The organism is Streptomyces sp. TSRI0281 (assembly GCF_001905125.1).
In the GTDB taxonomy this organism is placed as follows: Bacteria; Actinomycetota; Actinomycetes; order Streptomycetales; family Streptomycetaceae; genus Streptomyces.
Window position 1 is genome coordinate 79,105 of record NZ_LWLE01000013.1, and the last position, 23,990, is coordinate 103,094.

20 protein-coding genes are annotated in these 23,990 nt (G+C 70.0%); 17 read left to right on the forward strand and 3 right to left on the reverse strand.

Annotated features, from left to right (window positions below):
- Window positions 1-59 precede the first annotated feature (59 nt).
- The 6 genes from A6A29_RS20985 to A6A29_RS21010 all read left to right on the forward strand — a co-directional run bounded on the left by A6A29_RS20985 (window position 60) and on the right by A6A29_RS21010 (window position 6,863).
- Entirely contained in the window at window positions 60-1,670 is a 1,611-nt protein-coding gene (locus tag A6A29_RS20985) for an ABC-F family ATP-binding cassette domain-containing protein (RefSeq protein WP_198953127.1), read from the forward strand.
- 25 nt (window positions 1,671-1,695) lie between these two features.
- The gene (locus A6A29_RS20990) at window positions 1,696-2,355 is read left to right on the forward strand and encodes a histidine phosphatase family protein (protein WP_073721934.1); all 660 of its coding nucleotides are present in this window, start codon (window positions 1,696-1,698) and stop codon (window positions 2,353-2,355) included.
- Between the two features lie 12 nt (window positions 2,356-2,367).
- The gene (locus A6A29_RS20995; protein WP_073721935.1) at window positions 2,368-3,276 is read left to right on the forward strand and encodes an ADP-ribosylglycohydrolase family protein; all 909 of its coding nucleotides are present in this window, start codon (window positions 2,368-2,370) and stop codon (window positions 3,274-3,276) included.
- A gap of 217 nt (window positions 3,277-3,493) precedes the next feature.
- The gene (locus A6A29_RS21000) at window positions 3,494-5,290 is read left to right on the forward strand and encodes a DUF4153 domain-containing protein (protein ID WP_073721936.1); all 1,797 of its coding nucleotides are present in this window, start codon (window positions 3,494-3,496) and stop codon (window positions 5,288-5,290) included.
- A 169-nt stretch (window positions 5,291-5,459) separates the two neighbouring features.
- Window positions 5,460-6,170: a ribonuclease HII gene (locus A6A29_RS21005; protein WP_073721937.1), complete on the forward strand. Its 711-nt coding sequence runs from the start codon at window positions 5,460-5,462 to the stop codon at window positions 6,168-6,170.
- Between the two features lie 60 nt (window positions 6,171-6,230).
- Window positions 6,231-6,863 (forward strand): hypothetical protein, encoded by a 633-nt coding sequence (locus A6A29_RS21010; protein ID WP_073721938.1) that lies wholly within the window; start codon window positions 6,231-6,233, stop codon window positions 6,861-6,863.
- A 63-nt stretch (window positions 6,864-6,926) separates the two neighbouring features.
- Here the strand turns inward: A6A29_RS21010 and A6A29_RS21015 are convergent, their stop codons facing one another.
- Entirely contained in the window at window positions 6,927-7,568 is a 642-nt protein-coding gene (locus tag A6A29_RS21015) for a hypothetical protein (RefSeq protein ID WP_073721939.1), read from the reverse strand.
- Between the two features lie 216 nt (window positions 7,569-7,784).
- Window positions 7,785-9,956, reverse strand: a complete 2,172-nt coding sequence (locus A6A29_RS21020) for a RecQ family ATP-dependent DNA helicase (RefSeq protein ID WP_073721940.1) — start codon at window positions 9,954-9,956, stop codon at window positions 7,785-7,787.
- Window positions 9,957-10,066: 110 nt separating this feature from the next.
- Between A6A29_RS21020 and A6A29_RS21025 the strand changes: the two genes are divergently transcribed.
- The 7 genes from A6A29_RS21025 to A6A29_RS21055 all read left to right on the forward strand — a co-directional run bounded on the left by A6A29_RS21025 (window position 10,067) and on the right by A6A29_RS21055 (window position 18,579).
- Entirely contained in the window at window positions 10,067-11,482 is a 1,416-nt protein-coding gene (locus A6A29_RS21025; protein ID WP_073721941.1) for a DUF4192 domain-containing protein, read from the forward strand.
- A gap of 111 nt (window positions 11,483-11,593) precedes the next feature.
- Complete coding sequence (locus A6A29_RS21030; RefSeq protein WP_073721942.1) at window positions 11,594-11,944, forward strand: hypothetical protein; 351 nt, start codon at window positions 11,594-11,596, stop codon at window positions 11,942-11,944.
- A 43-nt stretch (window positions 11,945-11,987) separates the two neighbouring features.
- Entirely contained in the window at window positions 11,988-12,752 is a 765-nt protein-coding gene (locus A6A29_RS21035) for an NUDIX hydrolase (RefSeq protein WP_073721943.1), read from the forward strand.
- Window positions 12,753-12,934: 182 nt separating this feature from the next.
- Window positions 12,935-14,671 carry an ATP-binding cassette domain-containing protein gene (locus A6A29_RS21040; protein ID WP_073721944.1) on the forward strand — a complete coding sequence of 579 codons (1,737 nt, stop codon included), beginning with the start codon at window positions 12,935-12,937 and terminating at the stop codon, window positions 14,669-14,671.
- A 160-nt stretch (window positions 14,672-14,831) separates the two neighbouring features.
- A complete protein-coding gene (locus tag A6A29_RS21045) occupies window positions 14,832-15,719 on the forward strand; it encodes a FadR/GntR family transcriptional regulator (protein ID WP_198953128.1) in 888 nt (295 codons plus the stop codon).
- A gap of 322 nt (window positions 15,720-16,041) precedes the next feature.
- Complete coding sequence (locus tag A6A29_RS21050; protein WP_073722020.1) at window positions 16,042-17,589, forward strand: RNA polymerase sigma factor; 1,548 nt, start codon at window positions 16,042-16,044, stop codon at window positions 17,587-17,589.
- Between the two features lie 159 nt (window positions 17,590-17,748).
- Entirely contained in the window at window positions 17,749-18,579 is an 831-nt protein-coding gene (locus A6A29_RS21055) for a S1 family peptidase (RefSeq protein WP_073721946.1), read from the forward strand.
- Between the two features lie 104 nt (window positions 18,580-18,683).
- On the opposite strand, the gene A6A29_RS21060 is transcribed toward A6A29_RS21055, so the two are convergent.
- Window positions 18,684-18,917, reverse strand: coding sequence for a DUF7455 domain-containing protein (locus A6A29_RS21060; RefSeq protein WP_073721947.1), 234 nt, complete (start codon window positions 18,915-18,917; stop codon window positions 18,684-18,686).
- Window positions 18,918-19,361: 444 nt separating this feature from the next.
- On the opposite strand from A6A29_RS21060, the gene A6A29_RS21065 reads away from it, so the two are divergent.
- The 4 genes from A6A29_RS21065 (at window position 19,362) to A6A29_RS21080 (ending at window position 23,970) form a co-directional block, all read left to right on the forward strand.
- Complete coding sequence (locus A6A29_RS21065; RefSeq protein ID WP_073721948.1) at window positions 19,362-21,494, forward strand: DNA gyrase/topoisomerase IV subunit B; 2,133 nt, start codon at window positions 19,362-19,364, stop codon at window positions 21,492-21,494.
- 123 nt (window positions 21,495-21,617) lie between these two features.
- Window positions 21,618-22,136 (forward strand): DUF1453 domain-containing protein, encoded by a 519-nt coding sequence (locus A6A29_RS21070; protein ID WP_073721949.1) that lies wholly within the window; start codon window positions 21,618-21,620, stop codon window positions 22,134-22,136.
- Window positions 22,133-23,296: a sensor histidine kinase gene (locus A6A29_RS21075; RefSeq protein ID WP_073721950.1), complete on the forward strand. Its 1,164-nt coding sequence runs from the start codon at window positions 22,133-22,135 to the stop codon at window positions 23,294-23,296. The genes A6A29_RS21070 and A6A29_RS21075 overlap by 4 nt, the downstream gene beginning before the upstream one ends.
- Entirely contained in the window at window positions 23,293-23,970 is a 678-nt protein-coding gene (locus tag A6A29_RS21080) for a response regulator (protein ID WP_073721951.1), read from the forward strand. Before A6A29_RS21075 ends, A6A29_RS21080 begins: the two co-directional genes overlap by 4 nt.
- The last annotated feature ends 20 nt before the right edge of the window (window positions 23,971-23,990 follow it).

The window sequence follows — 23,990 nt, forward strand, 5'->3', positions numbered from 1 at the left end:
TCAGTGTGCCACAATCCTCCTAATGCGACAACGGTTGCATTTATTTCATGGAGGCGCCCTTGCCTACGCAGATCTCTCTCCGCGATGTGACGGTGTCCCGCGGTGACCGGCTTCTGCTCGAAGACGTCTCGCTCACGGTTCGCCCCGGTGAGCGGATCGGCATCGTCGGTGAGAACGGTGCAGGGAAGAGCACGCTGCTGCGCCTGCTCGCCGGGCTCGAACAGGCCGATGCCGGGGAGGTGATCACCCTGTCCGAGGGCGGTGCGGGGCTGCTCGCCCAGACCCCTCAGCTGCCGCCCGATCGCACGGTCGGGGACACGATCGACGCGGCCCTGGCGGAGCTGCGCGGGATGGAGCGGCGTCTGCGTGGAGCCGAGGCGGACCTCGGCTCGGCGGGCGAAGAGGATCTCGCGGCATACGGCGACCTGCTCACCGCCTACGAACTGCGCGGTGGATACGAGGCGGATGCCCGCATCGACAAAGCGATAGACGGAGTCGGCCTCACCCATATCGGCCGCGAACGGATCCTCGGCAGCCTCTCCGGTGGCGAACAGGCACGGCTCGGTATCGCGTGTCTGGTCGCGGCGGCCCCGGAGGTACTGCTGCTGGACGAACCCACGAACCACCTGGACGAGGGCGCCCTGGAGTGGCTGGAATCAGCGCTGCTCGCGCATCCCGGCACCGTCGTCGCGGTCTCGCACGACCGGCTCTTCCTGGAACGGGTCGCCACCGCGGTGCTGGAGGTCGACGCCGACCGTAGAACCGTCGTGCGCTACGGCGGCGGCTACGCGGGCTTCCGGGACGAGCAGGAGGCGGCACGTCGTCGTTGGGAGCAGGCGTACGCGCGCTGGTGCGAGGAGACGGCTCGCCTTGAGGAGTACGCGCGGACCACCGCCCATGGCGTCGCGGCCGGGCGTGCCATCAAGGACAACAACAAAATGGCGTACGACCGGGCCGCCGGACGCGTCCAGTCATCGGTCTCCGGACGGATCCGCCATGCTCAGGAGAGGCTGCGCCGCCTCCAGGGCGAGCCCGTGGCCAGACCGCCGGAGCCGCTGCGCTTCGCCGCACGCCCGGAGGCGGGTGCGGTGACGGGAGAGCTGCTGTCCCTGAGGGGCGTCCGTGTCGGGGATCGGCTCGCCGTGGACGAGCTCACCCTGTCCGCAGGGGAGAAGCTCCTGATCCACGGCGGGAACGGTGCGGGCAAGTCCACTCTGCTGCGCGTCATGGCGGGGGTCCTGGATCCGGACGCGGGCTCCGCCGTCCGTCCGCGCAGCATCGGGTATCTCCCGCAGGAGATCCCGGTGCGACGCCCTGCGGAGCGGGTGCTGATGGCATTCGGCAGGGGCCTGACGCTGGCCGAGGACGAACGGGCCGAACTGCTCCTGTCGTACGGCCTGTTCCGCCGCCGGGACCTCCATGTGCCGGTCGGTTCCCTCTCGGCGGGACAGCTCCGACGGCTGGCCCTCGCCCGGCTGCTGGCCCGCCCCGCCGACCTGCTGCTCCTCGACGAACCGGCGAACCACTTGGCCCTCGGACTGGTTCAGGAGCTGGAGAGGGCTCTGACGGACTGGTCCGGCGCGATGGTGGTGGTTTCGCACGACCGACTGCTGCGCCGTCGTTTCGTTGGTCACATACGCCGGATGGAGTCCGGACAACTGCTCGATTGAGCCGGACTCGATCTAGGCTCGACGCATGGCACGACCGCAGCGCATTGTCCTCGTCCGGCACGGCGAGTCCGAGGGCAATGCCGATGACACGGTGTACGAGCGGGAGCCCGACCATGCGCTGAGGCTCACCGCCACGGGGCTGCGACAGGCCAGGGAGACGGGGGTCCGGTTGCGTGACCTGTTCGACGGGGAGCGGGTGAGTGTCTATGTATCGCCCTACCGTCGGACGCACGAGACGTTCAGGTCGTTCGGCCTGGATCTCGACCGGGTGCGGGTCCGGGAGGAGCCGCGGCTGCGCGAACAGGACTGGGGAAACTGGCAGGACCGGGAGGACGTGCGGCTGCAGAAGGCATACCGGGATGCCTACGGCCACTTCTTCTACCGCTTCGCCCAGGGCGAGTCCGGTGCCGATGTGTACGACCGGGTCGGGGCTTTCCTGGAGAGCCTGTACCGGAGTTTCGAGGACCCCGGCCATCCGGAGAATGTCCTGCTGGTCACCCACGGGCTGACCATGAGGCTCTTCTGTATGCGCTGGTTCCACTGGTCGGTGGCGGAGTTCGAGTCACTGTCCAACCCCGGGAATGCCGAGACGCGGACGCTGCTGCTCGGTGAGGACGGCCGCTACACGCTTGACCGGCCATTTGTGCGCTGGCGCACCCCCGAGCCGTACGGCATCACCGGATAGAGTGGCAGGGCGATGACCGCTGATTCTGCTTCCGACCGGCGCTTCGAACGCGCCCTGGCCAGCCTGCGTGGGCTGTCCGTGGGAGACGCCCTGGGCTCCCAGTTCTTCGTCCCGGCCAACTACCCACTGCTGAAACAACGCGCCCTGCCACCCGGCCCGTGGCAGTGGACCGACGACACCGAAATGGCCTGCTCGGTCCTGGCCGTTCTCGCGGCGCACGACCGCATCGATCAGGACGCCCTCGCGCACTCCTTCGCCGAGCACCACGATTTCGACCGGGGGTACGGGCCCGCGGTGAACCGACTGCTCAGGCTGGTGCGGGAGGGCGGCGACTGGCGAGCGCTGGCGTCCGCACTGTTCCAGGGCCAGGGGTCCTGGGGCAATGGCTCCGCGATGCGCATCGCGCCGCTCGGAGCCTGGTACGCGGGCGACCCGGAGCAGGCCACGCACCAGGCCGAGATCTCCTCGTACACCACGCACCAGCACCGCGAGGCTGTCGTGGGAGCGATGGCCGTGGCCGCGGCTGCCTCGCTGGCCGCCACCCCGGGAGGGCCCCCGACCCCGGGGGATCTCCTCGACGGTGTCGTCGCGCTCGTCCCGCGCAGTGCTGTCGGTGCGGGCCTGCGCCGGGCGCGCGACATGCTCGACTACCAGGACGCCGGCACGGTCGCCGCGGTCCTGGGCAACGGACGCCGCACAAGTGCGCACGACACCGTGCCGTTCGCGCTCTGGTCGGCGGCGCGCAATCTCGGGGACTTCGAGCAGGCGTTCTGGGAGACGGCTCAAGCGGGCGGTGATGTCGACACGACGTGCGCCATCGCCTGCGGAGTCGTCTCGGCGGGCAACGGCGTTACGCCACCGGCCGGTTGGCTGGCGCAGACGGAAGACCTCCCGCATTGGGCCGCCCCCGCGCACAACTGATGACGCACCCGTCGGCGCGGTGCGACCCGCCCCACCGCGCCGACTGTCACGGTCCTGCCACAGCATCATCCTGAGCGTCTGGGCACAGGGGTCCGCAGCTACTCTTTCGGCCACGCCGCCCCTCGTCGATCTTGACGGGCGTGCGCCGAATGAGACAACCGGGGCAGGCGCGCCGCCCACTGGCCGCGCGACCGGACCCCGGTGGGGGAGGGGTCCCATGTCCGATCAACCGTCCGAGGCATCGAATGCGCCGAACGCGTCCCACGCGTCCGAAGCATCGAGCGCACCGGAAACGTCCCGGCGGGCCGAGGGGGAGGGGGTGGCCGCGCGGGATACGGCCTCCGTGCCGTCCGAGGCCCCCGCCGCGGTGAAGTCCGAGGCGCCGGTCGCCGGGGGCGCGGGGCCGCTTCCCGCGCCCGCCGACCCGCAGGCGCGGCAACAGCAACGGCGAGCCGGGCCGCAGCAGGGCAACCCGTGGCAGCCCGGTCCGAAATCGCCGCGACCGCTGTCCCTGCTGCGCCCCACCGCACCGGCCACCATCCGGGCCGCCACGCTCTGGGCGGTCCTGGCCACCGCACTGCTCAGTTCACTGCTCCTGGGCGACGGTGTCGGGCCGAATCTCCTGATCGTGGCCCTCCCAGCGGCGCTGGCCGCCTTCTTCGCCGCACAGGCGGTGGGCCGTCGCCCCCGTCCCTGGACCCTCACCTGGGCGGTCGGAGGACTCGCACTCCTCTCCGTCCCGGCACTCCGGGACGCGGGCTGGCCGACCTTCTTCGCCGTGGTGTCGGCCATCGCACTGGGTTCGCTCGCCCTGCACGGCAGCCGCAGCTGGCTGGGAGTGCTGGCCGGCTCGGTGGGGTTGTTCGACTCGATCGTCCCCGGGCTCCAGTGGGGATGGCGCGGACTGCGCGACCGGGCCGACGGCCACCGCGGCCGCTGGGGCGCAGCGCTACGCACCACCGCGGTGGCTGCCGTGCTCCTGACCGTGTTCGGCGCCCTTTTCGCCAGTGCCGACGCCGCTTTCGCCGACCTCCTCGGCAACCTCACCCCCGACGCGTCCGTCGGCGAAGGCCCCTGGCGGTTCTTCCTGTTCCTGCTGGGCCTCGCCGGTGCCCTGGCCGCCGCGTACACGGCGGCCGCCCCCATGCGCTGGGACGGGCTCACCGTCCGCCCGGGAAAGCCCCGCGGAAGGGTCGAGTGGGCGCTCCCGCTCATCGTGCTCAATCTGCTGTTCGCCGCCTTCATCGCCCTTCAGCTCACCGTCCTGTTCGGTGGCTACGGCAAGGTGCTGACGGAGACCGGGGTGACCCGCTCCGAGTACGCGCGCCAAGGGTTCTGGCAGCTCCTCTGGGCCACACTGCTCACCCTCCTGGTGATCGCCCTGGCTCTGCGCTGGGCGCCGCGCGGTGGCAAACGGGACCGCACCCTCGTCCGCAGCGTGCTCGGCACCCTCTGCGTACTCACCCTTGTCGTCGTGGCGTCCGCGCTGCGCCGCATGGACCTGTACGTCGACGAATACGGCCTGACCAGGCTCCGGATATCCGTCGCCGCCGTGGAACTGTGGCTCGGCGTGGTGATGGTCCTGATTCTGGGGGCGGGCGTGTTCGGGGCCAGAATCCTGCCACGGGCCGTCGCGGTCAGTGCCGCGGTGGGTGTGCTCGCCTTCGGGCTGCTCTCGCCGGACGCGGTGATCGCGGAGCAGAACGTCCAGCGCCATCGCCAGGACAAGCCGATCGACATCGCCTACCTCAAGGGCCTCTCGGCCGATGCCGTACCGGCGCTCAACACCCTTCCCGAACCGCTGCGTTCCTGTGCGCTCCAGGAGATTCAGAGCACCTTGGACGGCTCGGACTCGCCTTGGTACGCGACGAGCTGGGGCGAAGCGCGGGCCAGGGGCATCCTGGAGAAACGGCCGGCGGTCGTCGACGGCCGGGGCTGTTTCGACCGGGGCAGCGGCAGCGAGCGCGACGCCGACCCCAAGGGCGACTCCTACGACTCCTACGACCCGTACTGATCCCTCCGGCCTCATCGATTTCGTCGCTCCGCTCCCGGTCGCGCCCCCGCGGAAGCCATCGGTGAAGGCCGGTTCGCCCTGCTCCCAGCGGTGCCACGAGCGGATTCGCGGCGAGCAGGGCGCCCCGGGGTGTTGCTGCCGTTGCTGTCGGCGTACTCTGGCTGGCGCCATGCCGTACGAACCACCCACGCACACCGTCGAGCGCTCGCTGCGCGCTACCACCGGTGCCAGAACCGTCGCCGGTGTCGACGAGGTCGGACGCGGAGCGTGGGCCGGCCCCGTCACCGTTTGCGCGGCGGTCACCGGCCTTCGGAAACCGCCCGAAGGGCTCACCGACTCCAAGTTGCTCACTCCCAGGCGTCGCGCCGAACTCGCCCCGCTGCTCAAGAGCTGGGTCACGGCCTACGGACTCGGTCATGCGTCACCGCAGGAGATCGACGATCTCGGAATGACCGCCGCACTGCGGCTCGCCGCGGTGCGGGCCCTCGAAGGGCTCCCGGTACGTCCCGACGCCGTCATCCTCGACGGCAAGCACGACTACCTGGGGCAGCCCTGGAAGGTCCGCACCGTGATCAAGGGCGATCAGTCCTGCGTCGCGGTCGCGGCGGCATCGGTGATCGCGAAGGTCCACCGCGACAGGATGATGGCCGAACTGGGCGCGGAATCCGAGGAGTACACAGACTTCGCCTTCGACGCCAACGCGGGATATCCCTCTCCCGTACACAGGGCCGCACTGGAGGAGCGGGGGCCCACGCCCCAGCACCGCCTCTCCTGGGCGTACCTGGACGCGCTGCCCAGGTGGCAGCACCTGAAGAAGGTCCGTTTTTCCGCCGAGGCGGCTGCACTGGAAAGCGGGGGCCAGCTCGGCTTCGATTTCTGATCGCGCACACGCGCCCACCCCCTGACGCCGACTGCGTCGGTGTCCGACAGACCACCATTCATGCCTCTCATCCCCGAGGAGCCTCAGATTCACGAGAGCGCCCAGGGTCCCCGCGCAACTCCGGCCGCAGGCCGCACCGCGCCGACCCCCCGTCCCGTACCAGGTCCGCGTTCCGCGGCCACACCGCGTCCCGGACGTCCGGGCCCCGGCCCCGCGCGGCCCGCGCCTCCCGCGCAGCGCCCGCAGCCCGTACCCGCTCCCGCCGCCGCCCAGACCGGGCCGGCGCAGCAGGAGAATCGTTCCGCGCCGCAGCTCCAGCTGATCCCGGCCCCGGCCGGCGGCGCAGTCGACGCGGCCGAAGAGGCCGTTGATCTGCTGCTCGAATCCGGACGGGCACCGGGTGACATCCTGGTGCTCACCACCGGCGAGCAGCACCCGTGGGCAGCACACGAACTCTCCTTCGGAGAGGCCGCCTACTGGGCCCAGCACGACGCCGGCGACGACGTCTTCTTCGCGGCCGCCTCGGCGGCCGACCGTGCCACGTCCCGTCCGGTGGTCGTCGTCGCGGTCAACGGAGACGTCGACGACGTCGTCGCCCGCGCGCTTCCCGTGGCGCGGGAACGTGCGGACACGCTGCTGATCGTCTGCGGAGACCCGCAGACGATCAACTCCGCGCTCGGCGCGGGCGTCTGAGACGTCCACCTGCGGTTCGCCCGGCTGCCCGAACGGCGCAGGCGGGCGAACCGGGGCTCCGGTTCAACGGGCAGCCGTGTGCCGTTGCGCCTCCGCCGCTCCGCCGCCGGTACGCAGCGGGGCCGGACGGTGATCGACAGCGATGTCGGCAAGAGCGGTCGGCCGTGACAGAGAGCTGGGCCGGCGCCCGCCCCGGCCCTCACCGAGCACCTGCCATCCGCCACTGGTCAGTGTGATGTACGCACCGCATCGCAGGCCGTGCAGCGTGCAGGCGTCCCGAAGACCCCACATCCACGCACCGTCCTCCTCGGTCCAGCGCTCGTCGCCCTCACGGCAGTAGAGCAGCACCGCGGTACGTACGGGGGTACGGCGGCGCAGGTCGTGCGGGATGACACGGCGGAGATGGGCCAGCAGCGCGTTGCGGAAGTCCCAGCCGTCCGCGGCCACAGCCGTTCGGCGGACGAATGAGGCGCTGGCCGTGAGCCGCTCCTCGTGGTCGAGCACCGCGACCACAGCGGTGGTCGGCGTCGGACCGTGCCTGGCGTGCAGGCCGCTCACGACCTCGCGGGGGTTGCGCAGCAGGGGTATGCCCGCCGAGGCCCATTCGGCCGGTTCGAGTATGCGGGCAAGGCGGTTGTCGGAGTCTGCCGAAACCGAAGACGCCGACATCGAAGTGGCTGCGGACGGAGCGAATCCGAAGGTCACGGTCCTCCCTTCGCTACGCGCCCACGATGCGGGCAGGGTCGGGTGGGGGCGCGCCGCGGCACAGCCCTTCCGGGCCGCGAAAGGACCGTGCGGGGAGCGACTCCAATTCTTCCTGGCGTATCCGCAGGCGGCAACGAGCAATTGCCAAGGCTGACGGGAATCAGCCGGAATGACACTGATATCCCTGCCCAGGTCAGGCCCGGATGACGCCACCTGTCACGCCTGAACAGCGAGGACCAGCGGAAACACCCCTTCCGCCCCCGCCCGTCGGAGCAGGCGTGCCGCGACGGCGAGCGTCCAGCCCGTGTCGGAAAGATCGTCCACGAGAAGGACGGGTCCTCCCGCGGAGGCCAGCGCCGCGGCCAGCTCGGGCTCGACGACGAGTGCTTCGTGCAGTGCCCGCACCCGCTGTGCGCTGTTGGTCTGCGAGATCCGTACGTCCTCGGCCTCCGGTGCGTACGCGACGGTTCCGAGCAGGGGCATACGGCCGACCTCCGCGATACGGCTGCCGAGCGACTGGACGAGCTGTGGCCTGCGGCGCGAGGCGACGGTCACGACGCCGACCGGCCTCGGGAGGGCGTCGGGTGCCCCGGAGGCCCAGCCACCGGGCCCCCTGGCCCAGTCGGCCAGCACGGTGACGACGGCACTGGCGACATCGTCCGGGACCACGGAGTCGGGTGCCTGTGCCGCGAGCATGGGGCGCAGCCGGTTGCCCCAGCCGATGTCGGAGAGACGGCCGAGCGCCCGGCCGGTGAAGGACAGTTCACCCGCGGGGATGCGGCCCTTGAGGTCGACGCCCACGGAGGCCAGGCCGGTGGGCCACATCTTCCGGGGTTCGACCTCGACGCCCGGGCGGCCCAGTTCGCCCCGGGCACCGTCGAGGGCGGCGGTGGAGACCTTGTCGTCGAACCGTGCGCCCGCGCAGTTGTCGCAGCGCCCGCAGGCCGTGGCTTCCTCGTCGTCCAGCTGGCGGCGGAGGAACTCCATCCGGCACCCGGCCGTCGAGGCGTAGTCACGCATGGCCTGCTGCTCGGCGGCCCGCTGCCGGGCGACCCAGGCGTAGCGCTCGGAGTCGTAGATCCAGGGCTCTCCCGTGGAGGTCCAGCCGCCCTTCACCCGCTTGACCGCACCGTCGACGTCCAGCACCTTGAGCATGGTTTCCAGCCGGGTGCGGCGCAGGTCGACCATCGGTTCCAGCGCGGGCAGCGACACCGGCCGGTCCGCCCGGCCCAGCACATCGAGCGTGCGCCGCACCTGCTCCTCGGGCGGGAAGGCGACCGAGGCGAAGTACTGCCAGATCGCCTCGTCCTCCTTGCCGGGGAGCAACAGCACCTCCGCGTGCTCGACGCCACGCCCCGCACGTCCGACCTGCTGGTAGTAGGCGATGGGGGAGGAGGGGGAGCCCAGGTGCACGACGAAGCCCAGGTCGGGCTTGTCGAATCCCATGCCGAGTGCGGAGGTGGCGACCAGGGCCTTGACCCGGTTGGCCAGCAGATCGTCCTCGGCCTGCTGGCGGTCGGCATTCTCGGTCCGCCCCGTGTAGGAAGCGACCGTATGGCCGCACTGGCGCAGGTAGGCCGTGATCTCCTCGGCGGCCGCGACCGTCAGTGTGTAGATGATTCCCGAGCCCGGAAGCTCGCCGAGGTGGTCACCCAGCCAGGCCAGCCGATGTGCGGCGTTGGGCAGCTGCAGGACGCTGAGGCTCAGGCTCTCCCGGTCCAGAGGGCCACGCAGAACCAGCGCGTCCGTGTCGGCGCCCGTCCCCAGCTGCTCCGCGACATCCGCGGTCACACGCGCGTTGGCGGTAGCGGTCGTGGCCAGCACGGGGACACCGGCCGGGAGGTCGGCGAGCATCGTCCGCAGCCGTCGGTAGTCCGGCCGGAAGTCGTGTCCCCAGTCCGAGATGCAGTGGGCCTCGTCGACCACCAGGAGCCCCGTCGCGGCGGCGAGTCTGGGCAGGACCTGGTCCCGGAAGTCGGGGTTGTTGAGCCGCTCCGGGCTGACCAGCAGCACATCCACCTCGCCCGCGGCCACCTCGGCCTGGACGGTGTCCCACTCCTCCGGGTTGGACGAGTTGATCGTCCGGGCGCTGATCCCGGCCCGGGCCGCGGCCGCGACCTGGTTACGCATCAGCGCCAGCAGCGGCGAGACGATGACGGTCGGGCCGCTGCCCTGCGCGCGCAACAGCGAAGTCGCGACGAAGTACACCGCGGACTTGCCCCAACCGGTGCGTTGCACCACCAGCGCTCTGCGTTTTTCGGCGACGAGCGCCTCGATGGCCAGCCACTGATCCTCGCGCAGTCTGGCCGTACCGGTGGGGTCCCCGACGAGGCGGGCGAGTACGGAATCGGCCGAAGCCCTGAGCTCTGCACGGTCTGCGTTGGTCATGCCCCCATGCAACCCGATGGCTACGACAAACCGCGAACGGCGACGCAGCCCTGTGGATAACGTTATCCACAGGGGTCGCGGAAATCGGCTGATCGCGGGACGGTCATGCCATGAACAAGCACCACGAATCCACCGGCCCGGCCGACGAGCAGCAGATCACCCTGCGCGGTCCCGCCGAGCTCGCCGACGCACTTCCCTACCTCATGGGCTTCCACCCGAGCGACAGCGTGGTCATGGTGGCCCTGCACGGCGGCCGGGGCCGTTTCGGCGGCCGGCTCAGGCTCGGAATTCCGCAGTCGCCGAAGGAATGGGGGCCCGTCGCGGATCAGCTCGCGGAATGTCTGATCTCGGGCAGCGAGCGACGAGGTTCCCGACCCGACGCCATCGTCATCTTCCTCTGCCAGGATCCGGTCGGGGGTGAGAGCGCCGGCCAGACCATGGAGCGTCTGAAACCTCTGGCCCAGCGTCTGCGCACGGCTTGCGGCGCACTCGACGTACCCGTTCTGGAAGCGCTCTGCATCTCCGACGGCCGCTACTGGTCCTACTGCTGCCCCGACGGCCGCTGCTGTCCGACGGAGGGAAACCCCCTCGCGCTGCCCGGCACCACGGTCATGGCCGCCGCGGCCACGTACGCCGGAATTCAGGTGAGGGGGTCCCTGCGGGACATGGAGGAGAGGCTCGCACCGTGGCAGACCACAGCGGTACCGGCACAGTGCCATGCGCTGGACACGGCCGGGGCCTCGCTGGTGTCCAGGATTCTGGACAGCGAGGGGCGGGGCGAAGTGGCAAAGGAGACGCTTGATCTCGCCCGGGTGCTCATGGCTCGTCTCCGGCACGCACCCTCGGCCGTGCCATCGGTCACTGACAGGAGTGATGACCACCTGATCAGCCATGACGAGGCCGCAGCCGTGATCCTCGGGCTTCAGGACCGGGAGACCCGGGACAAGGCCGCAGAATGGATGGAAGGTGCCGAAGCGGATTCCGCGTTGAGGCTGTGGCGAGCGCTCGCCCGCCGGTGCGTCGGACCCTATGTGGAACACTCCGCCGCCCCGCTCACCCTGGCGGGCTGGGTCTCCTGGTCGACCGGTGACGAGCCGGGCGCGCGAGTCGCGCTGGGCCTGGCCCTGCGCGCCGACCCCGACTACACCTTCGCTCAACTGCTGCACCAGGCGTGCAACGAAGGACTGGACCCGGAGACGCTGCGCCGTTGTCTGCGCGGCGAAGTCGGCGAAGGCGTCGAGGACGGCGGTGTCCTGAAAGGTGGCACCAAGGGTAGCGGGGCCCCGAGCGACGGACTCCGGAACAGTGGCGTGCGCGGAGGGGCCACGCACAGCGCCCGCCGTGAGGGACGTGCGCGGCTTCGTGCGGAGCACAGGCCCCGGCCTCGCCCGGCGCGTCGGACACCGCCGGACGCCAAGGGGAGGAGGGCGACGCCCGGTTCTGTCCGTCCGGGTACGTCCGTGGCCCGGCGCAGGACGCGGGACGCCGGGCGGTACGGGCAGCGAGGGACCAGGAGCGGCCGATGACGGCGCGGTCTCGTCGGCGCCGGGGCAGTTCACAGGGGTGCCGGAGACCGTACGGTCCATCGCCCTGCGGATACCGTGGCTGCCAGCGCACAGGCGGCGCGGACGACCCCGATGCCCCCACTGTTGTTCCACTCCAGCATCCCGGACCCGGTCAACGAGCAGGTGGCCGAGCAGATCAACGAGCAGGTCATGGGGACCGTCCGGACGCCGTCGCGCGTTCCCGCGATGCGGGCACGTGACTCGGACCCGGTGGATCCGGGCGGCATCCGGCCCTGCGGGGGAGCGCTGAGGGCGGGGCAGGCGCGACCCGGTGCGGTGCGCGCCTCCGGACCGCACGTGGCGGGTGAGCGCTCCGCGGTACGGATCAGCCGAATCGGCCTCGACGGGGTGATCGAAGAACGTCCCTCCGGGCTCCGGGCGGGACTGCCCGACAGCCCGCAGGATTCTGCCTCGCGAGGATGACGAATGGAGTGTTTATCGTCAGGCAGACGACTATGATCGCGGCATGCCGCCCTACGACCCGTCGACGTTCCCGCCCTTCGCTGTCACCGTGGACCTGGTCGTGCTCACGGTGCGCCGTCACGAACTCTGCGCGCTGGTCGTACGCCGAGGGGAGTCGCCGTTCCAGGGCCGGTGGGCACTGCCCGGCGGGTTCGTCAGGGAGGACGAGGACCTCGGAGCCGCGGCCGCGCGTGAGCTCGTCGAGGAAACCGGACTCTGCGCACACGACCCGGCGACCCCGGCGGTGGGCAACGGCGCGCACCTCGAACAGCTCGCCACCTACGGGGATCCGGCGCGTGACCCCCGGATGCGGGTCGTGAGCGTCGCCCACCTCGCGCTCGCCCCGGATCTTCCCGCGCCTCGTGCGGGCGGTGACGCGAACAGCGCGCGCTGGGCGTCCGTCGTCGATGTACTCCGTCCCGATGACGGGTCGGGCCGGGACGGCGAACAGTCGGCACCGCTGGCCTTCGACCATGCGCGGATCCTTGCGGACGGGGTGGAGCGAGCCCGTTCCAAGATCGAGTATTCGTCGCTGGCCACGGCGTTCTGCCCGCCGGAGTTCACGGTCGGCGAGCTGCGCAGGGTCTACGAGGCGGTGTGGGGCGTCGTTCTCGACCCCCGGAACTTCCACCGCAAGGTCACCGGCACGCCCGGCTTCCTGGTGCCCTCCGGAGGGACGACCACCCGGCAGGGAGGTCGCCCCGCGCAGCTGTTCCGGGCCGGTGCGGCCACCGTGCTCAACCCGCCGATGCTGAGGCCCGAGGTCTGACACGCCGCGGGTTCACGAGCCGGGGCGTGAACCCGCGACGCCGATCGAGGTGTCCGGCCTGTACCTGCGGAACGCCCGCCGGTCCGTTGCTGCGCAAAAAGTCCTAAATATCGCGTTATGTTGCTGCGGTACCCACCTGCCGCCGAGCGGTCTCACCTTCCGCGAGAAACGCGAGAGAAGCGATGCTCCAGGCCATCGGACTCACCAGCAACCCCCGCCGCGACGCCCTGCCCGCCGTGGACGATCTGACCTTCGAAGCCCGGCCCGGCCGTGTCACCGCACTGCTCGGCGCTCCGGGCTCCGGCAAGACCACGGCACTCCGCCTGATGCTCGAACTCGACTCCGGGCGCGGCGTCACCTACTTCCGGGGCCGGCCGCTGCACCGCATCGCCCACCCGGCGCGGGAAGTGGGCGTACTCCTCGGTGACGTGCCGGGCCACCCGTCCCGTACGGGCCGCGGCCAGCTCCGTATGCTCTGCGCCGCTGCCGGTGTGCCCGCGGTCCGGGCCGATGAGGTGCTCGAAGTCGTCGGCCTCGCCGGACTCGGGGACCAGCGCATCGGCACCCTCTCGGTCGGAATGGACCGTCGGCTCGGTCTCGCGTCCGCACTCCTGGGCGATCCGCACACGCTCCTCCTCGACGAACCGGCGGAAGGGCTCTCACCGCGGGAGAACAGCTGGCTGTACGGGCTGTTGCGCGCCCACGCGGCTCAGGGGGGCACGGTCCTGTGTGCCGTCAGCGATCCCAAGGAGGCTGCCCGCACGGCTGACCGCGTCGTCACCATCGACGGCGGGCGCCTCGTCGCGGACCAGGACGTCGCCGACTTCTCCCGCACCCGGCTGCGCCCGCGCGTCGCTGTCCGGACACCGCACGCCGCCCGGCTTGCCGCGGTGGTCAGCCGTGAGGCGCGCGCCGCCCAGCGCTCCGTGGAGGTGGTGGCCGAGGCGAGCGGCCGTCTGGCGGTGTACGGCAGCAGCTGCGCCGAGATCGGGGACACGGCGTTCAGGCACGGTGTTCCGGTTCATCAACTTGCCGACGAGGTCGGCGACGCCGGGCCCGCGGCCGCCCCGGAGGCCGCGGCCGTACCGCGCCAGGCGTCGTCCGTCGCCCTCTCGGAACTGCCGCCCCCGATTCCGGTACGACCCGCCCGCGGGCCGCTCCGCCCCCTGCGCTACGAACTGCGCCGCCTCTTCGGCGTCAGAACAACGACCATGATCATGGTGGCTGTTCTGGTGGCGTCGGCAGGGTCCGCGGTTCTTCTCGCCCGCACGGACGGGACGCCTCTGTCGCACCTCCTGGCCGCCTGGCCCGCTCTGCTGCCGCTTCCTCCCGCGGCGCTCGGTGCCGGACTGCTGGGTGCCCTCTCCTTCGGGGACGAGTACAGGTATCCGGCGCTGGCCGCAGGCCGTGGGACGGTCCCGAGGCGTCTCGGGCTGCTCCTCGCCAAGCTGGCGGTCACGGCGGGCACCGCCCTCCTGCTCGCGTTGCTCGTCGTGCTCTGCGACGCACAGGCCCTTCGCCTCGCCTACGGCCAGGAGTTGATCGAGGTCCCGGCAAACGCTGTCCCACTCGCCGCGAGTTGGGCGGGCCTCACTGTCGGCTGCGCCTGGGCCGGCCTGCTGGCGGCGGGGGTCTTCCGGGTGGCCGGAGCCGGAGTCGCCGCGGTCCTGGCCGTTCCGGTACTCATCGTTCCTCTCGTCCAGAAGGTTCTGGCGGGTCCGTCGGCGCGATCGATCGCAGGACTCCCGGCCCGGCTGCGGGAGCTGGCCTGGTGGCAGTTTCCGCATGAGGCGGACCGATGGGTCCTGGCAATTGCGCGGGTCGTGGCGCAGCCCGTGGGGGCGGCGCTCACCTTGTCGCTGTCGGCCCTGATCTGCGCGTATCTGTTCACCAGCCTTCGCGGCAGGGCGCGTTGGTGACCACAACGTTCCCAGTGAGCCGTACGGTGGGCGCAACTCCCTTGGAATTGCCTGTTTTGTGAAATTATGTCGTCAATTGCGGGGCGAGCGCCGATCACCCTTTCGTGTGCTTTTCACCAAAGACCTCAAGGGGCGGGCGCGCCAGGCCGACAAAGGATGCGTGAGTACCCTTGCGCACACCATGATGACCGCCGCCCGCTCCGCCGACTCCGGCCTCGCTGGGTCGGGCGAACTCGACCGCTATCCCTATGCGGAGGCGCCGGCCGGCGAGCGCGCCGCGATCCGCTCCTGGGGCGGTCCCGATTCCGAGTTGGGGCGAGCCGGCCGGCGCGGATCGGCCAGCCGTGGACGTGGCCTCCACGGCCAACTCGTTCAGCAGTTGGGTCAGATGATCGTCTCCGGTGATCTGGGCGCCGACCGACCGCTCGTTCCCGAAGAGATCGGTCAGCGCTTCGAGGTCTCCCGCACTGTCGTACGTGAGTCCCTGCGCGTTCTGGAGGCCAAGGGCCTGGTCAGTGCGCGCCCCAATGTGGGTACCCGGGTGCGGCCGGTCAGTGACTGGAATCTGCTGGACCCCGACATCATCGAATGGCGGGCCTTCGGTCCCCAGCGAGATGACCAGCGTCGCGAGCTGGCCGAGCTCCGCTGGACGATCGAGCCGCTCGCGGCCAGGCTGGCGGCCGGGCACGGCCGTGAGGACATTCAGCAGCGGCTCGGCGACATGGTCGAGATCATGGGGCACGCCCTGGGGCAGGGGGACGGGATCACGTTCTCCCGGGCCGATGCCGAGTTCCACTCCCTGCTCATCCAGGCCGCGGGCAACCGGATGCTGGAGCACCTTTCCGGGATCGTCTCGGCGGCTCTGCACGTCTCGGGATCGCCCGTCACTGGCTGTGACCGCCCGACCGAGGCGTCGGTTGCCCACCATGCCCGGATCGTGGATGCCCTCGCTTCCGGCGATTCCGCGGGCGCCGAGACGGCCATGCGTCAACTGCTCGTCGTCCACCCGGAGGTGGAGCGGGTGGTTCCCGCGCCGCGCGAGCACTGACCACAGCACGGCCGGGGTGCATGGACCCTGTGCCGCCGGACCCTCGGTCCGGCGGCACAATTGTGGGGGGATGTCACCCGTGGCACTGTTCGTCGCAAATGAGGTGTGACTCGGGCCACGCGGATTGGGCGTAACACTCCTCGAAACAGTGCGATGACTTAAGAGGTGACCGTCGCGGAAGGAATACAGCAGCCATTCAGGGCGCTGTGCAGTTCTGAGGCCAAACCCGCGCCGTCGGCAACATCCCCAGTCGACGGTCGTCGGTTCCAGCCCTCTCCAGGGCCGGGCCGGAAGCCGTTTCCATCGTTCCGAGAGGTTGTTCGTGTCGGCCAGCACATCCCGTACGCTCCCGCCGGAGATCGCCGAGTCCGAGTCTGTGATGGCGCTCATCGAGCGGGGAAAGGCTGATGGGCAGATCGCCGGCGATGACGTGCGTCGGGCCTTCGAGGCTGACCAGATTCCGCCAACCCAGTGGAAGAATGTTCTGCGCAGCCTCAACCAGATCCTCGAGGAAGAGGGTGTGACGCTGATGGTCAGTGCCGCGGAGTCGCCGAAGCGCGCCCGCAAGAGCGTCGCAGCGAAGAGCCCGGTCAAGCGCACCGCCACCAAGACTGTCGCGGCGAAGACGACCGTGACGAGGACCGTCGCGGCCACTGCCGCTTCGACGTCCGAGAGCGCGGACGCGGTGGCCGACGACGCCACTGCGGCCGCTCCCGCGAAGAAGACAGCAGCCAAGAAGACGGCTGCCAAGAAGACCGCGGTGAAGAAGACCGCGGCCAAGAAGACAGCAACGAAGAAGTCCGGCAAGCAGGACGACGAGCTCCTCGACGGTGACGAGGCGGCCGAGGAAGTCAAGGCCGGCAAGGGTGAGGAAGAGGAGGGCGAGGGCGAGAACAAGGGCTTCGTCCTCTCCGATGACGACGAGGACGACGCGCCTGCCCAGCAGGTCGCCGTCGCCGGTGCCACGGCCGACCCCGTCAAGGACTACCTGAAGCAGATCGGCAAGGTCCCTCTCCTCAACGCCGAGCAGGAGGTCGAGCTCGCCAAGCGTATCGAGGCGGGTCTCTTCGCCGAGGACAAACTGGCGAACTCGGACAAGCTCGCGCCGAAGCTCAAGCGCGAGCTGGAGATCATCGCCGAGGACGGGCGCCGCGCCAAGAACCACCTGCTGGAGGCCAACCTCCGGCTCGTCGTCTCGCTGGCCAAGCGCTACACCGGCCGCGGCATGCTCTTCCTCGACCTGATCCAGGAGGGCAACCTCGGTCTGATCCGTGCGGTCGAGAAGTTCGACTACACCAAGGGCTACAAGTTCTCCACGTACGCCACCTGGTGGATCCGTCAGGCGATCACCCGCGCCATGGCCGACCAGGCCCGCACCATCCGTATCCCGGTGCACATGGTCGAGGTCATCAACAAGCTCGCGCGCGTGCAGCGCCAGATGCTCCAGGACCTGGGCCGTGAGCCCACTCCGGAGGAGCTGGCCAAGGAGCTCGACATGACCCCTGAGAAGGTCATCGAGGTCCAGAAGTACGGTCGCGAGCCGATCTCCCTCCACACCCCTCTGGGTGAGGACGGCGACAGCGAGTTCGGTGACCTGATCGAGGACTCCGAGGCAGTCGTTCCGGCGGACGCGGTCAGCTTCACGCTCCTCCAGGAGCAGCTGCACTCGGTGCTCGACACGCTCTCGGAGCGTGAGGCCGGCGTGGTCTCGATGCGTTTCGGTCTCACCGACGGTCAGCCGAAGACGCTGGACGAGATCGGCAAGGTCTACGGCGTGACGCGTGAGCGCATCCGTCAGATCGAGTCGAAGACCATGTCGAAGCTTCGTCACCCGTCGCGTTCCCAGGTGCTGCGCGACTACCTCGACTAGGCCGAGGCCGAACAGAGCGACACACAGGCCGAGGGCCCGGTACCCCAGGGGGAGCCGGGCCCTCGGCCTGTGTCGCTCCGCGTGCCCTGTGCGGGTGCGGGCACCTCTGCACTGGACAACTCTGAGTGAACCTTGTCCACCGTAGAGTCAGGAGTCCATATGTCCCGCACCGTCGCCCCCGCCCTGACGGGGGCGCTCGCCCTGGCCGCCGCGGCGGCACTGATGCCGTTCGGATCCCCGGCCGCCGCGGCCGCGGACACCATCATCATCGGCGGACAGCCCGCCACCGTGGCGGAAAGCCCTTGGGTGGTGGCCCTGTCGAGCCGTGACCGGTTCGGAGGTACGCGCGCCGGTCAGTTCTGCGGCGCGGTGGCCGTGGCCCCGACGAAGGTGCTGACGGCCGCCCACTGTCTGAGCGGCGAGGTGCTCGGTGGTGATGTGGGCCAGGTGCGCGATCTGCGGATCATCGCGGGCCGGGACCAGCTGCGCGGTTCCGGTGGTCAGGAGATTCCGGTACGGGAGGCCTGGGCCAATCCGGGGTACGACCCGGTCACGAATGCCGGTGACTTCGCGGTGCTCACTCTGGCCACGGCCCTGCCGGAGAGCAGCGTGATCGCGATGGCCCGGGAGGGCGACGCCGCCTACGCCACGGGGACCGATGCGGTGGTCTACGGGTGGGGTGACACGACCGGCGGCGGGACATACGCGTCAGCTCTGCGCTCCGCCCGTGTCCAGCTTCTCCCGGACAGTGAGTGCGCCCGGGCGTACCCGGGCGGCCAGGAGGGCGCCTACGACGCCTCAGCGATGCTCTGTGCGGGCGATCCGGAGGGCGGGCACGACGCATGCCAGGGAGACAGCGGCGGGCCTCTGGTGGCCCGTGGGCGGCTTGTGGGCCTGGTCTCCTGGGGCAGCGGCTGCGGGCACGCCGACAGCCCAGGGGTGTACACCCGGATCTCCGCTGCCATTGGCTGGGCGGCGGGCCGGATCTGAACCGAAGGGCCGCGGAACGACGAGAACGGGCGGCTCCCCCTCATCGGGGAGTCGCCCGTCGGCCGGTCCTGGACCGGCCCCTGGCTCGTCGTGGATGCGAGGTCTCAGTGTTGTTCCTCTTCGGCGGCACTGGCCTGTACGGCGGTGAGCCGGTCCGTCTCATCCTGTATTTCCGCGGCGATCTTCTTGAGTTCCGGCTCGAACTTGCGTCCGTGGTGGGCGCAGAAGAGCAGTTCACCGCCACTGATCAGGACGACGCGCAGATATGCCTGGGCGCCGCAACGGTCACAGCGGTCTGCTGCGGTCAGCGGGCTCGCGGGGGTCAGAACAGTAGTCACGTCGCCTCTTCTCTAGCTCGACGAGCTGTCGTACCAGGGTCAACATCCAACCAGGCCGAAAACGTTCCCGCTCGTGGCTTTTCTTCGAAACTTCTTCTCAGGATGGCTGTCTGTTGACGGTTGGCGGCGAATGTGCCGTATTGCGTAGCGCTACGGTTTCGCGTTGCTTGTCTTGGGTCAGTCCGCCGGCCGGCTTGCCGGTTGTTCATGAGGACGTGCCCGGAGCCTAAATGGTTCATGCCTCGAAGGGAACGTGATGTGCACGTCACTCCAACGAATGATCGAACATTCATGCGAGCCTGGAAGCGGCTCGACTAGCATGAGGATTCCCCGAGGGTGGCGTTACAACCGCTCTACCAGGCCTCGGTAGGCTCTCAGCGGCTACCGAAGCCGAGCCCGTTACCCACTTGGGCCCCAAATGAAATTCAGCGAGGAGCGAACCGCGTGACCGCCGATACGTCCGTGCCGTCCACTGCGCTGCTGACCGGAGCAGGCGGCGCCGTGGACAGGGACAGCTCCAACTACACCGCGCGGCACCTTCTCGTGCTCGAAGGGCTCGAGGCGGTTCGCAAGCGCCCCGGGATGTACATCGGGTCCACCGACAGCCGCGGCCTCATGCACTGCCTCTGGGAGATCATCGACAACTCGGTCGATGAGGCACTCGGCGGGTACTGCGACAACATCGAGGTCATCCTTCACGACGACTCGTCCGTCGAGGTGCGCGACAACGGTCGTGGCATCCCGGTCGACGTGGAGCCCAAGACCGGTCTGTCCGGCATCGAAGTCGTCATGACCAAGCTGCACGCCGGCGGCAAGTTCGGCGGCGGTTCCTACGCGGCCTCGGGCGGCCTGCACGGTGTGGGCGCCTCCGTCGTCAACGCGCTCTCCGCCCGCCTGGACGTCGAGGTCGACCGCAACAGCGCGACCCACTCCATCAGCTTCCGGCGCGGCGTCCCCGGCATGTTCACGGAGCAGGGGCCGGACAGCCCGTTCGATCCGGCCAATGGCCTGCGCAAGGCGAAGCGGGTTCCGAAGACCCGTACCGGTACCCGGGTGAGGTACTGGGCGGACCGCCAGATCTTCCTCAAGGACGCCAAGCTCAATCTGGAGAACCTGTACCAGCGGGCCCGCCAGACTGCGTTCCTCGTCCCCGGCCTCACGATCGTCGTGCGCGACGAGCGGGGGATCGATGGCGAGGGCAAGACGGAGGAGATCTTCCGTTTCGACGGCGGGATCAGCGAATTCTGTGAGTACCTGGCTCAGGACAAGGCCGTCTGCGACGTCCAGCGCCTGACCGGAACGGGTACGTTCAAGGAGACGGTCCCGGTCCTCGACGATCGCGGGCACATGACCCCGACCGAGGTCACCCGTGAGCTCGGTGTGGACATCGCGCTGCGCTGGGGCACCGGCTACGACACCAACGTCAAGTCCTTCGTCAACATCATCGCCACCCCCAAGGGCGGCACCCACATGTCTGGATTCGAGCGTTCGCTCACCAAGACGGTCAACGAGGTGCTGCGCTCCGCCAAGATGCTGCGGGTGGCCGAGGACGACGTCGTCAAGGACGACGCCCTGGAAGGCCTCACGGCGGTCGTCACCGTACGGCTCGCGGAACCACAGTTCGAAGGGCAGACCAAGGAGGTGCTCGGCACCTCGGCCGCCAACCGGATCGTCGCCAATGTGGTGGCCAAGGAGCTCAAGGCGTTCCTGACCTCGACGAAGCGGGACGCCAAGGCCCAGGCCAGGGCGGTGCTCGAAAAGGCGGTGGCAGCCGCCCGTACACGCATCGCGGCACGTCAGCACAAGGACGCCCAGCGCCGCAAGACCGCGCTGGAGTCCTCCTCGCTGCCGGCCAAGCTCGCCGACTGCCGCAGCGACGACGTGGACCGCAGCGAGCTCTTCATCGTCGAGGGCGACTCGGCGCTCGGTACGGCCAAGCTGGCCCGGAACAGTGAATTCCAGGCCCTGCTGCCGATCCGGGGCAAGATCCTCAATGTCCAGAAGTCATCCGTCTCGGACATGCTCAAGAACGCCGAGTGCGGCGCCATCATCCAGGTCATAGGGGCGGGGTCCGGGCGGACCTTCGACATCGACTCCGCCCGCTACGGCAAGATCGTCCTGCTGGTCGACGCCGATGTCGACGGCGCCCACATCCGATGCCTGCTGCTGACCCTTTTCCAGCGGTACATGCGTCCGATGGTCGAGGCGGGACGCGTGTTCGCCGCGGTTCCGCCGCTGCACCGGATCGAACTGGTCCAGCCCAAGAAGGGCCAGGACAAGTACATCTACACGTACTCCGACGGTGAACTGCGCCAGACGCTGCTGGAGCTCCAGCGCAAGAACGTCCGGTACAAGGACTCGATCCAGCGCTACAAGGGTCTCGGCGAGATGGACGCCGACCAGTTGGCGGAGACCACCATGGATCCGCGCCACCGCACGCTGCGCCGGATCAACATCGGGGACCTGGAATCCTCCGAGCAGGTCTTCGATCTGCTGATGGGCAACGAGGTCGCCCCCCGCAAGGAGTTCATCACCAGCTCGGCGGCCACGTTGGACCGCTCGCGCATCGACGTCTGACAGGTCTCCACCCGTGGGTGGAGACCACGTCTCCACCCACGATCAACCCCCGGGCCGATCTGCCGGCCCCGGCGACTCCGTAGCGTCGAAGGCGATGAACCTTCCCGCACTTCGGAGGCTGCCATGTCCGGGCTCTTCAACGTCCTGGTGATCGTCGCCGTCATCGCTCTCGTCGTGGTCCGCCAGTTCTCCGCGCGGCGGATCGCCGAGGACAAGCGATGGTGGCTTCTGCCGGGCGTTCTGCTTGTTCTCTCCGTGCGTGAGAAGGGGCTGACCGATCCGCGCCACGAGGTGCTGTCCCTGGTGATTCTCGGGGCCGGACTCCTGGTGGGGCTGGTCACCGGCGCCGGCTGGGGCTGGACGGCCCGGCTGTGGCGCGAGCAGGACGGCACGCTGTGGAGCCGAGGCACCGGAGCCACCGTCTTCGTCTGGACCGGCGGAGTGGCTCTGCGGGCGGCTCTGGCCGGGGGAGCGCTGCTGCTGGGCATACACCAGGGCACCGCCGCACTGCTGGCCGCACTCGCCATGACGCTGTTCGCACGCGGTGGGGTGCTGACCTGGCGGGCCCGGCAGATGCGTCCGTCGTACGGTGTCGCCGCCCAGGGCATATCGGCGCAATCGGCCTGGAAGGACCGCGTGTGACCCGCAGCGCCTGGACGAGCTGGCCGTCCCGGGAAGCCCTCGCCAGGATGAACCGGACCCATCACCGGGCCATGATCGGGTGGGCCGTGCGGGTCGCCGTGCTGGCAGGTCTGCTCTGGAGCACCTACAACGACACGGGATTCGGGCCCTGGGGGATCGTGACCGGCCTGCTGGGAGTGGCAGGCTGCGCCGTGGCCGCACGGGCCTTCCTCCGCACCACTCTGCATCACCGCCTGTGGCCGTCGCTGGCGCTGCTGGTGCTCCTCCTGCTCGCGGCGTTCGGAGCACAGGAAGCGGGGGCCGGGATGCTCGCCGCGGTGCTGTGGTGCGGATGTGCGGTCACGGCTCTGGAGCGGCTCCCGCTCAGCGCGGCCGTGCCGTCCACGCTGGTGGCCCTCGGCGCCTACGCGGTCGTCGAGGGCGACGGGTGGCTGACCACGGCGGTCACCACCGGGGGGCTCTGCCTTGCGGGGTATGTCCTGCGGCTCGACGCGGAGGCCCGCGGCAACAGTCAGCGGCTTCTGGAGCAGGAGCGGGCCGCGAGGGTGGCAGAGGCCGGGACGGCCGCGTTGGACGAGCGTTCCAGGATCGCCCGCGAGATCCACGACGTGCTTGCCCACAGTCTCTCCGCACAGCTCGTGCATCTGGAGGCGGCCCGGCTGCTGATCGAGCGGGAACCGCCCGGCGAGTTCCGGGATCAGGTTCTGGCACGGGTGGTCGCCGCCCGGTCCATGGCGCGGGACGGGCTCACGGAGACCAGGCAGGCGCTCTCCGCGCTGCGTGGGGAGATGACCCCGGTGGAGGACTTCCTGCGCCATCTGATGGTCGCCGACCCGGCCCGGGTGACCGTGCGGGGAGAGCGCAGGCACCTGCCGGTGGAAGCGTCCCAGGCGATCAGGAGGGTGGCGCAGGAGGCGTTGACCAACGCACGCAAGCACGCGCCGGGGTCCACCGTGCTCGTGACGCTGGAGTACCTGCCTGACGCGATCGCCCTGGAAGTACGCGATTCGGGTGGTTGCCGGTCCGCGGACGAGCTGACTGTCAGCGGCTCCGGTTACGGTCTGCTGGGGATGAGGGAGCGCGCTGAACTGCTCGGCGGGACGCTGGACGCCGGGCCGGGTGAGGAGGGGTTCGTGGTGAATCTGCGGGTGCCCGCGTGAGCGCGCGGGTAGTGGTCGCCGACGATCAGGCGGTGGTCCGCGAAGGCATCGTCATGCTGCTGGGGCTGCTGCCCGGAATCGAGGTGATCGGATCGGCGAAGGACGGGGACGAGGCGGTCCGGCTCGTGGCCGAGCTCGCCCCGGATGTCGTCCTGATGGACCTGCGGATGCCCCGCTGCGACGGGGTGGAGGCGACACGACGTATCCGCCAGGAGTTCCCCGGCACGCAGGTCGTGGTGCTCACGACCTTCGCGGACGACGACTCGCTCCTCACCGCGCTGCGGGCCGGAGCGCGCGGCTATCTCACCAAGGACTCCCGGGGCGAAGAGATCGTGCGGGCCATCGAGGCGGTGCTGTCGGGCGAGGCCGGACTGTCCCCCACTGTGCAGAGGCGTCTGGTGGAGCGGGTCACCGCGGCCCCGGTCCCGGACGCCCGGGACGCCTCGGCGGAGTTGCCCGACGGGCTGACGCCCCGTGAGGCCGAGGTGCTCGTGCTCGCTGCCGAGGGACTGTCCAATCCCGAGATCGCCCGCAGCCTGCACATCTCGAAGGCGACGGTGAAGACCCATATCAACAACCTCTTCGCCAAGACGGGGGTGCGCGACAGAGCGCAGGCGGTGCGCTACGCGTACGTTCGGGGACTCGCACACCCGCCCGGATCCCCCGTCACGTGAAGAGGTGAAGCCCGGCGAAT

What these genes read in the sequence shown, in the direction of transcription:
- A6A29_RS20990 (WP_073721934.1), top strand. Translation starts at nt 1,696, where the DNA reads ATGGCACGACCGCAGCGCATTGTCCTCGTCCGGCACGGCGAGTCCGAG.
- A6A29_RS20995 (WP_073721935.1), top strand. Translation starts at nt 2,368, where the DNA reads ATGACCGCTGATTCTGCTTCCGACCGGCGCTTCGAACGCGCCCTGGCC.
- A6A29_RS21000 (WP_073721936.1), top strand. Translation starts at nt 3,494, where the DNA reads ATGTCCGATCAACCGTCCGAGGCATCGAATGCGCCGAACGCGTCCCAC.
- A6A29_RS21005 (WP_073721937.1), top strand. Translation starts at nt 5,460, where the DNA reads ATGCCGTACGAACCACCCACGCACACCGTCGAGCGCTCGCTGCGCGCT.
- A6A29_RS21010 (WP_073721938.1), top strand. Translation starts at nt 6,231, where the DNA reads ATGCCTCTCATCCCCGAGGAGCCTCAGATTCACGAGAGCGCCCAGGGT.
- A6A29_RS21020 (WP_073721940.1), bottom strand. Translation starts at nt 9,956, where the DNA reads ATGACCAACGCAGACCGTGCAGAGCTCAGGGCTTCGGCCGATTCCGTA.
- A6A29_RS21025 (WP_073721941.1), top strand. Translation starts at nt 10,067, where the DNA reads ATGAACAAGCACCACGAATCCACCGGCCCGGCCGACGAGCAGCAGATC.
- A6A29_RS21030 (WP_073721942.1), top strand. Translation starts at nt 11,594, where the DNA reads ATGCCCCCACTGTTGTTCCACTCCAGCATCCCGGACCCGGTCAACGAG.
- A6A29_RS21035 (WP_073721943.1), top strand. Translation starts at nt 11,988, where the DNA reads ATGCCGCCCTACGACCCGTCGACGTTCCCGCCCTTCGCTGTCACCGTG.
- A6A29_RS21040 (WP_073721944.1), top strand. Translation starts at nt 12,935, where the DNA reads ATGCTCCAGGCCATCGGACTCACCAGCAACCCCCGCCGCGACGCCCTG.
- A6A29_RS21055 (WP_073721946.1), top strand. Translation starts at nt 17,749, where the DNA reads ATGTCCCGCACCGTCGCCCCCGCCCTGACGGGGGCGCTCGCCCTGGCC.
- A6A29_RS21070 (WP_073721949.1), top strand. Translation starts at nt 21,618, where the DNA reads ATGTCCGGGCTCTTCAACGTCCTGGTGATCGTCGCCGTCATCGCTCTC.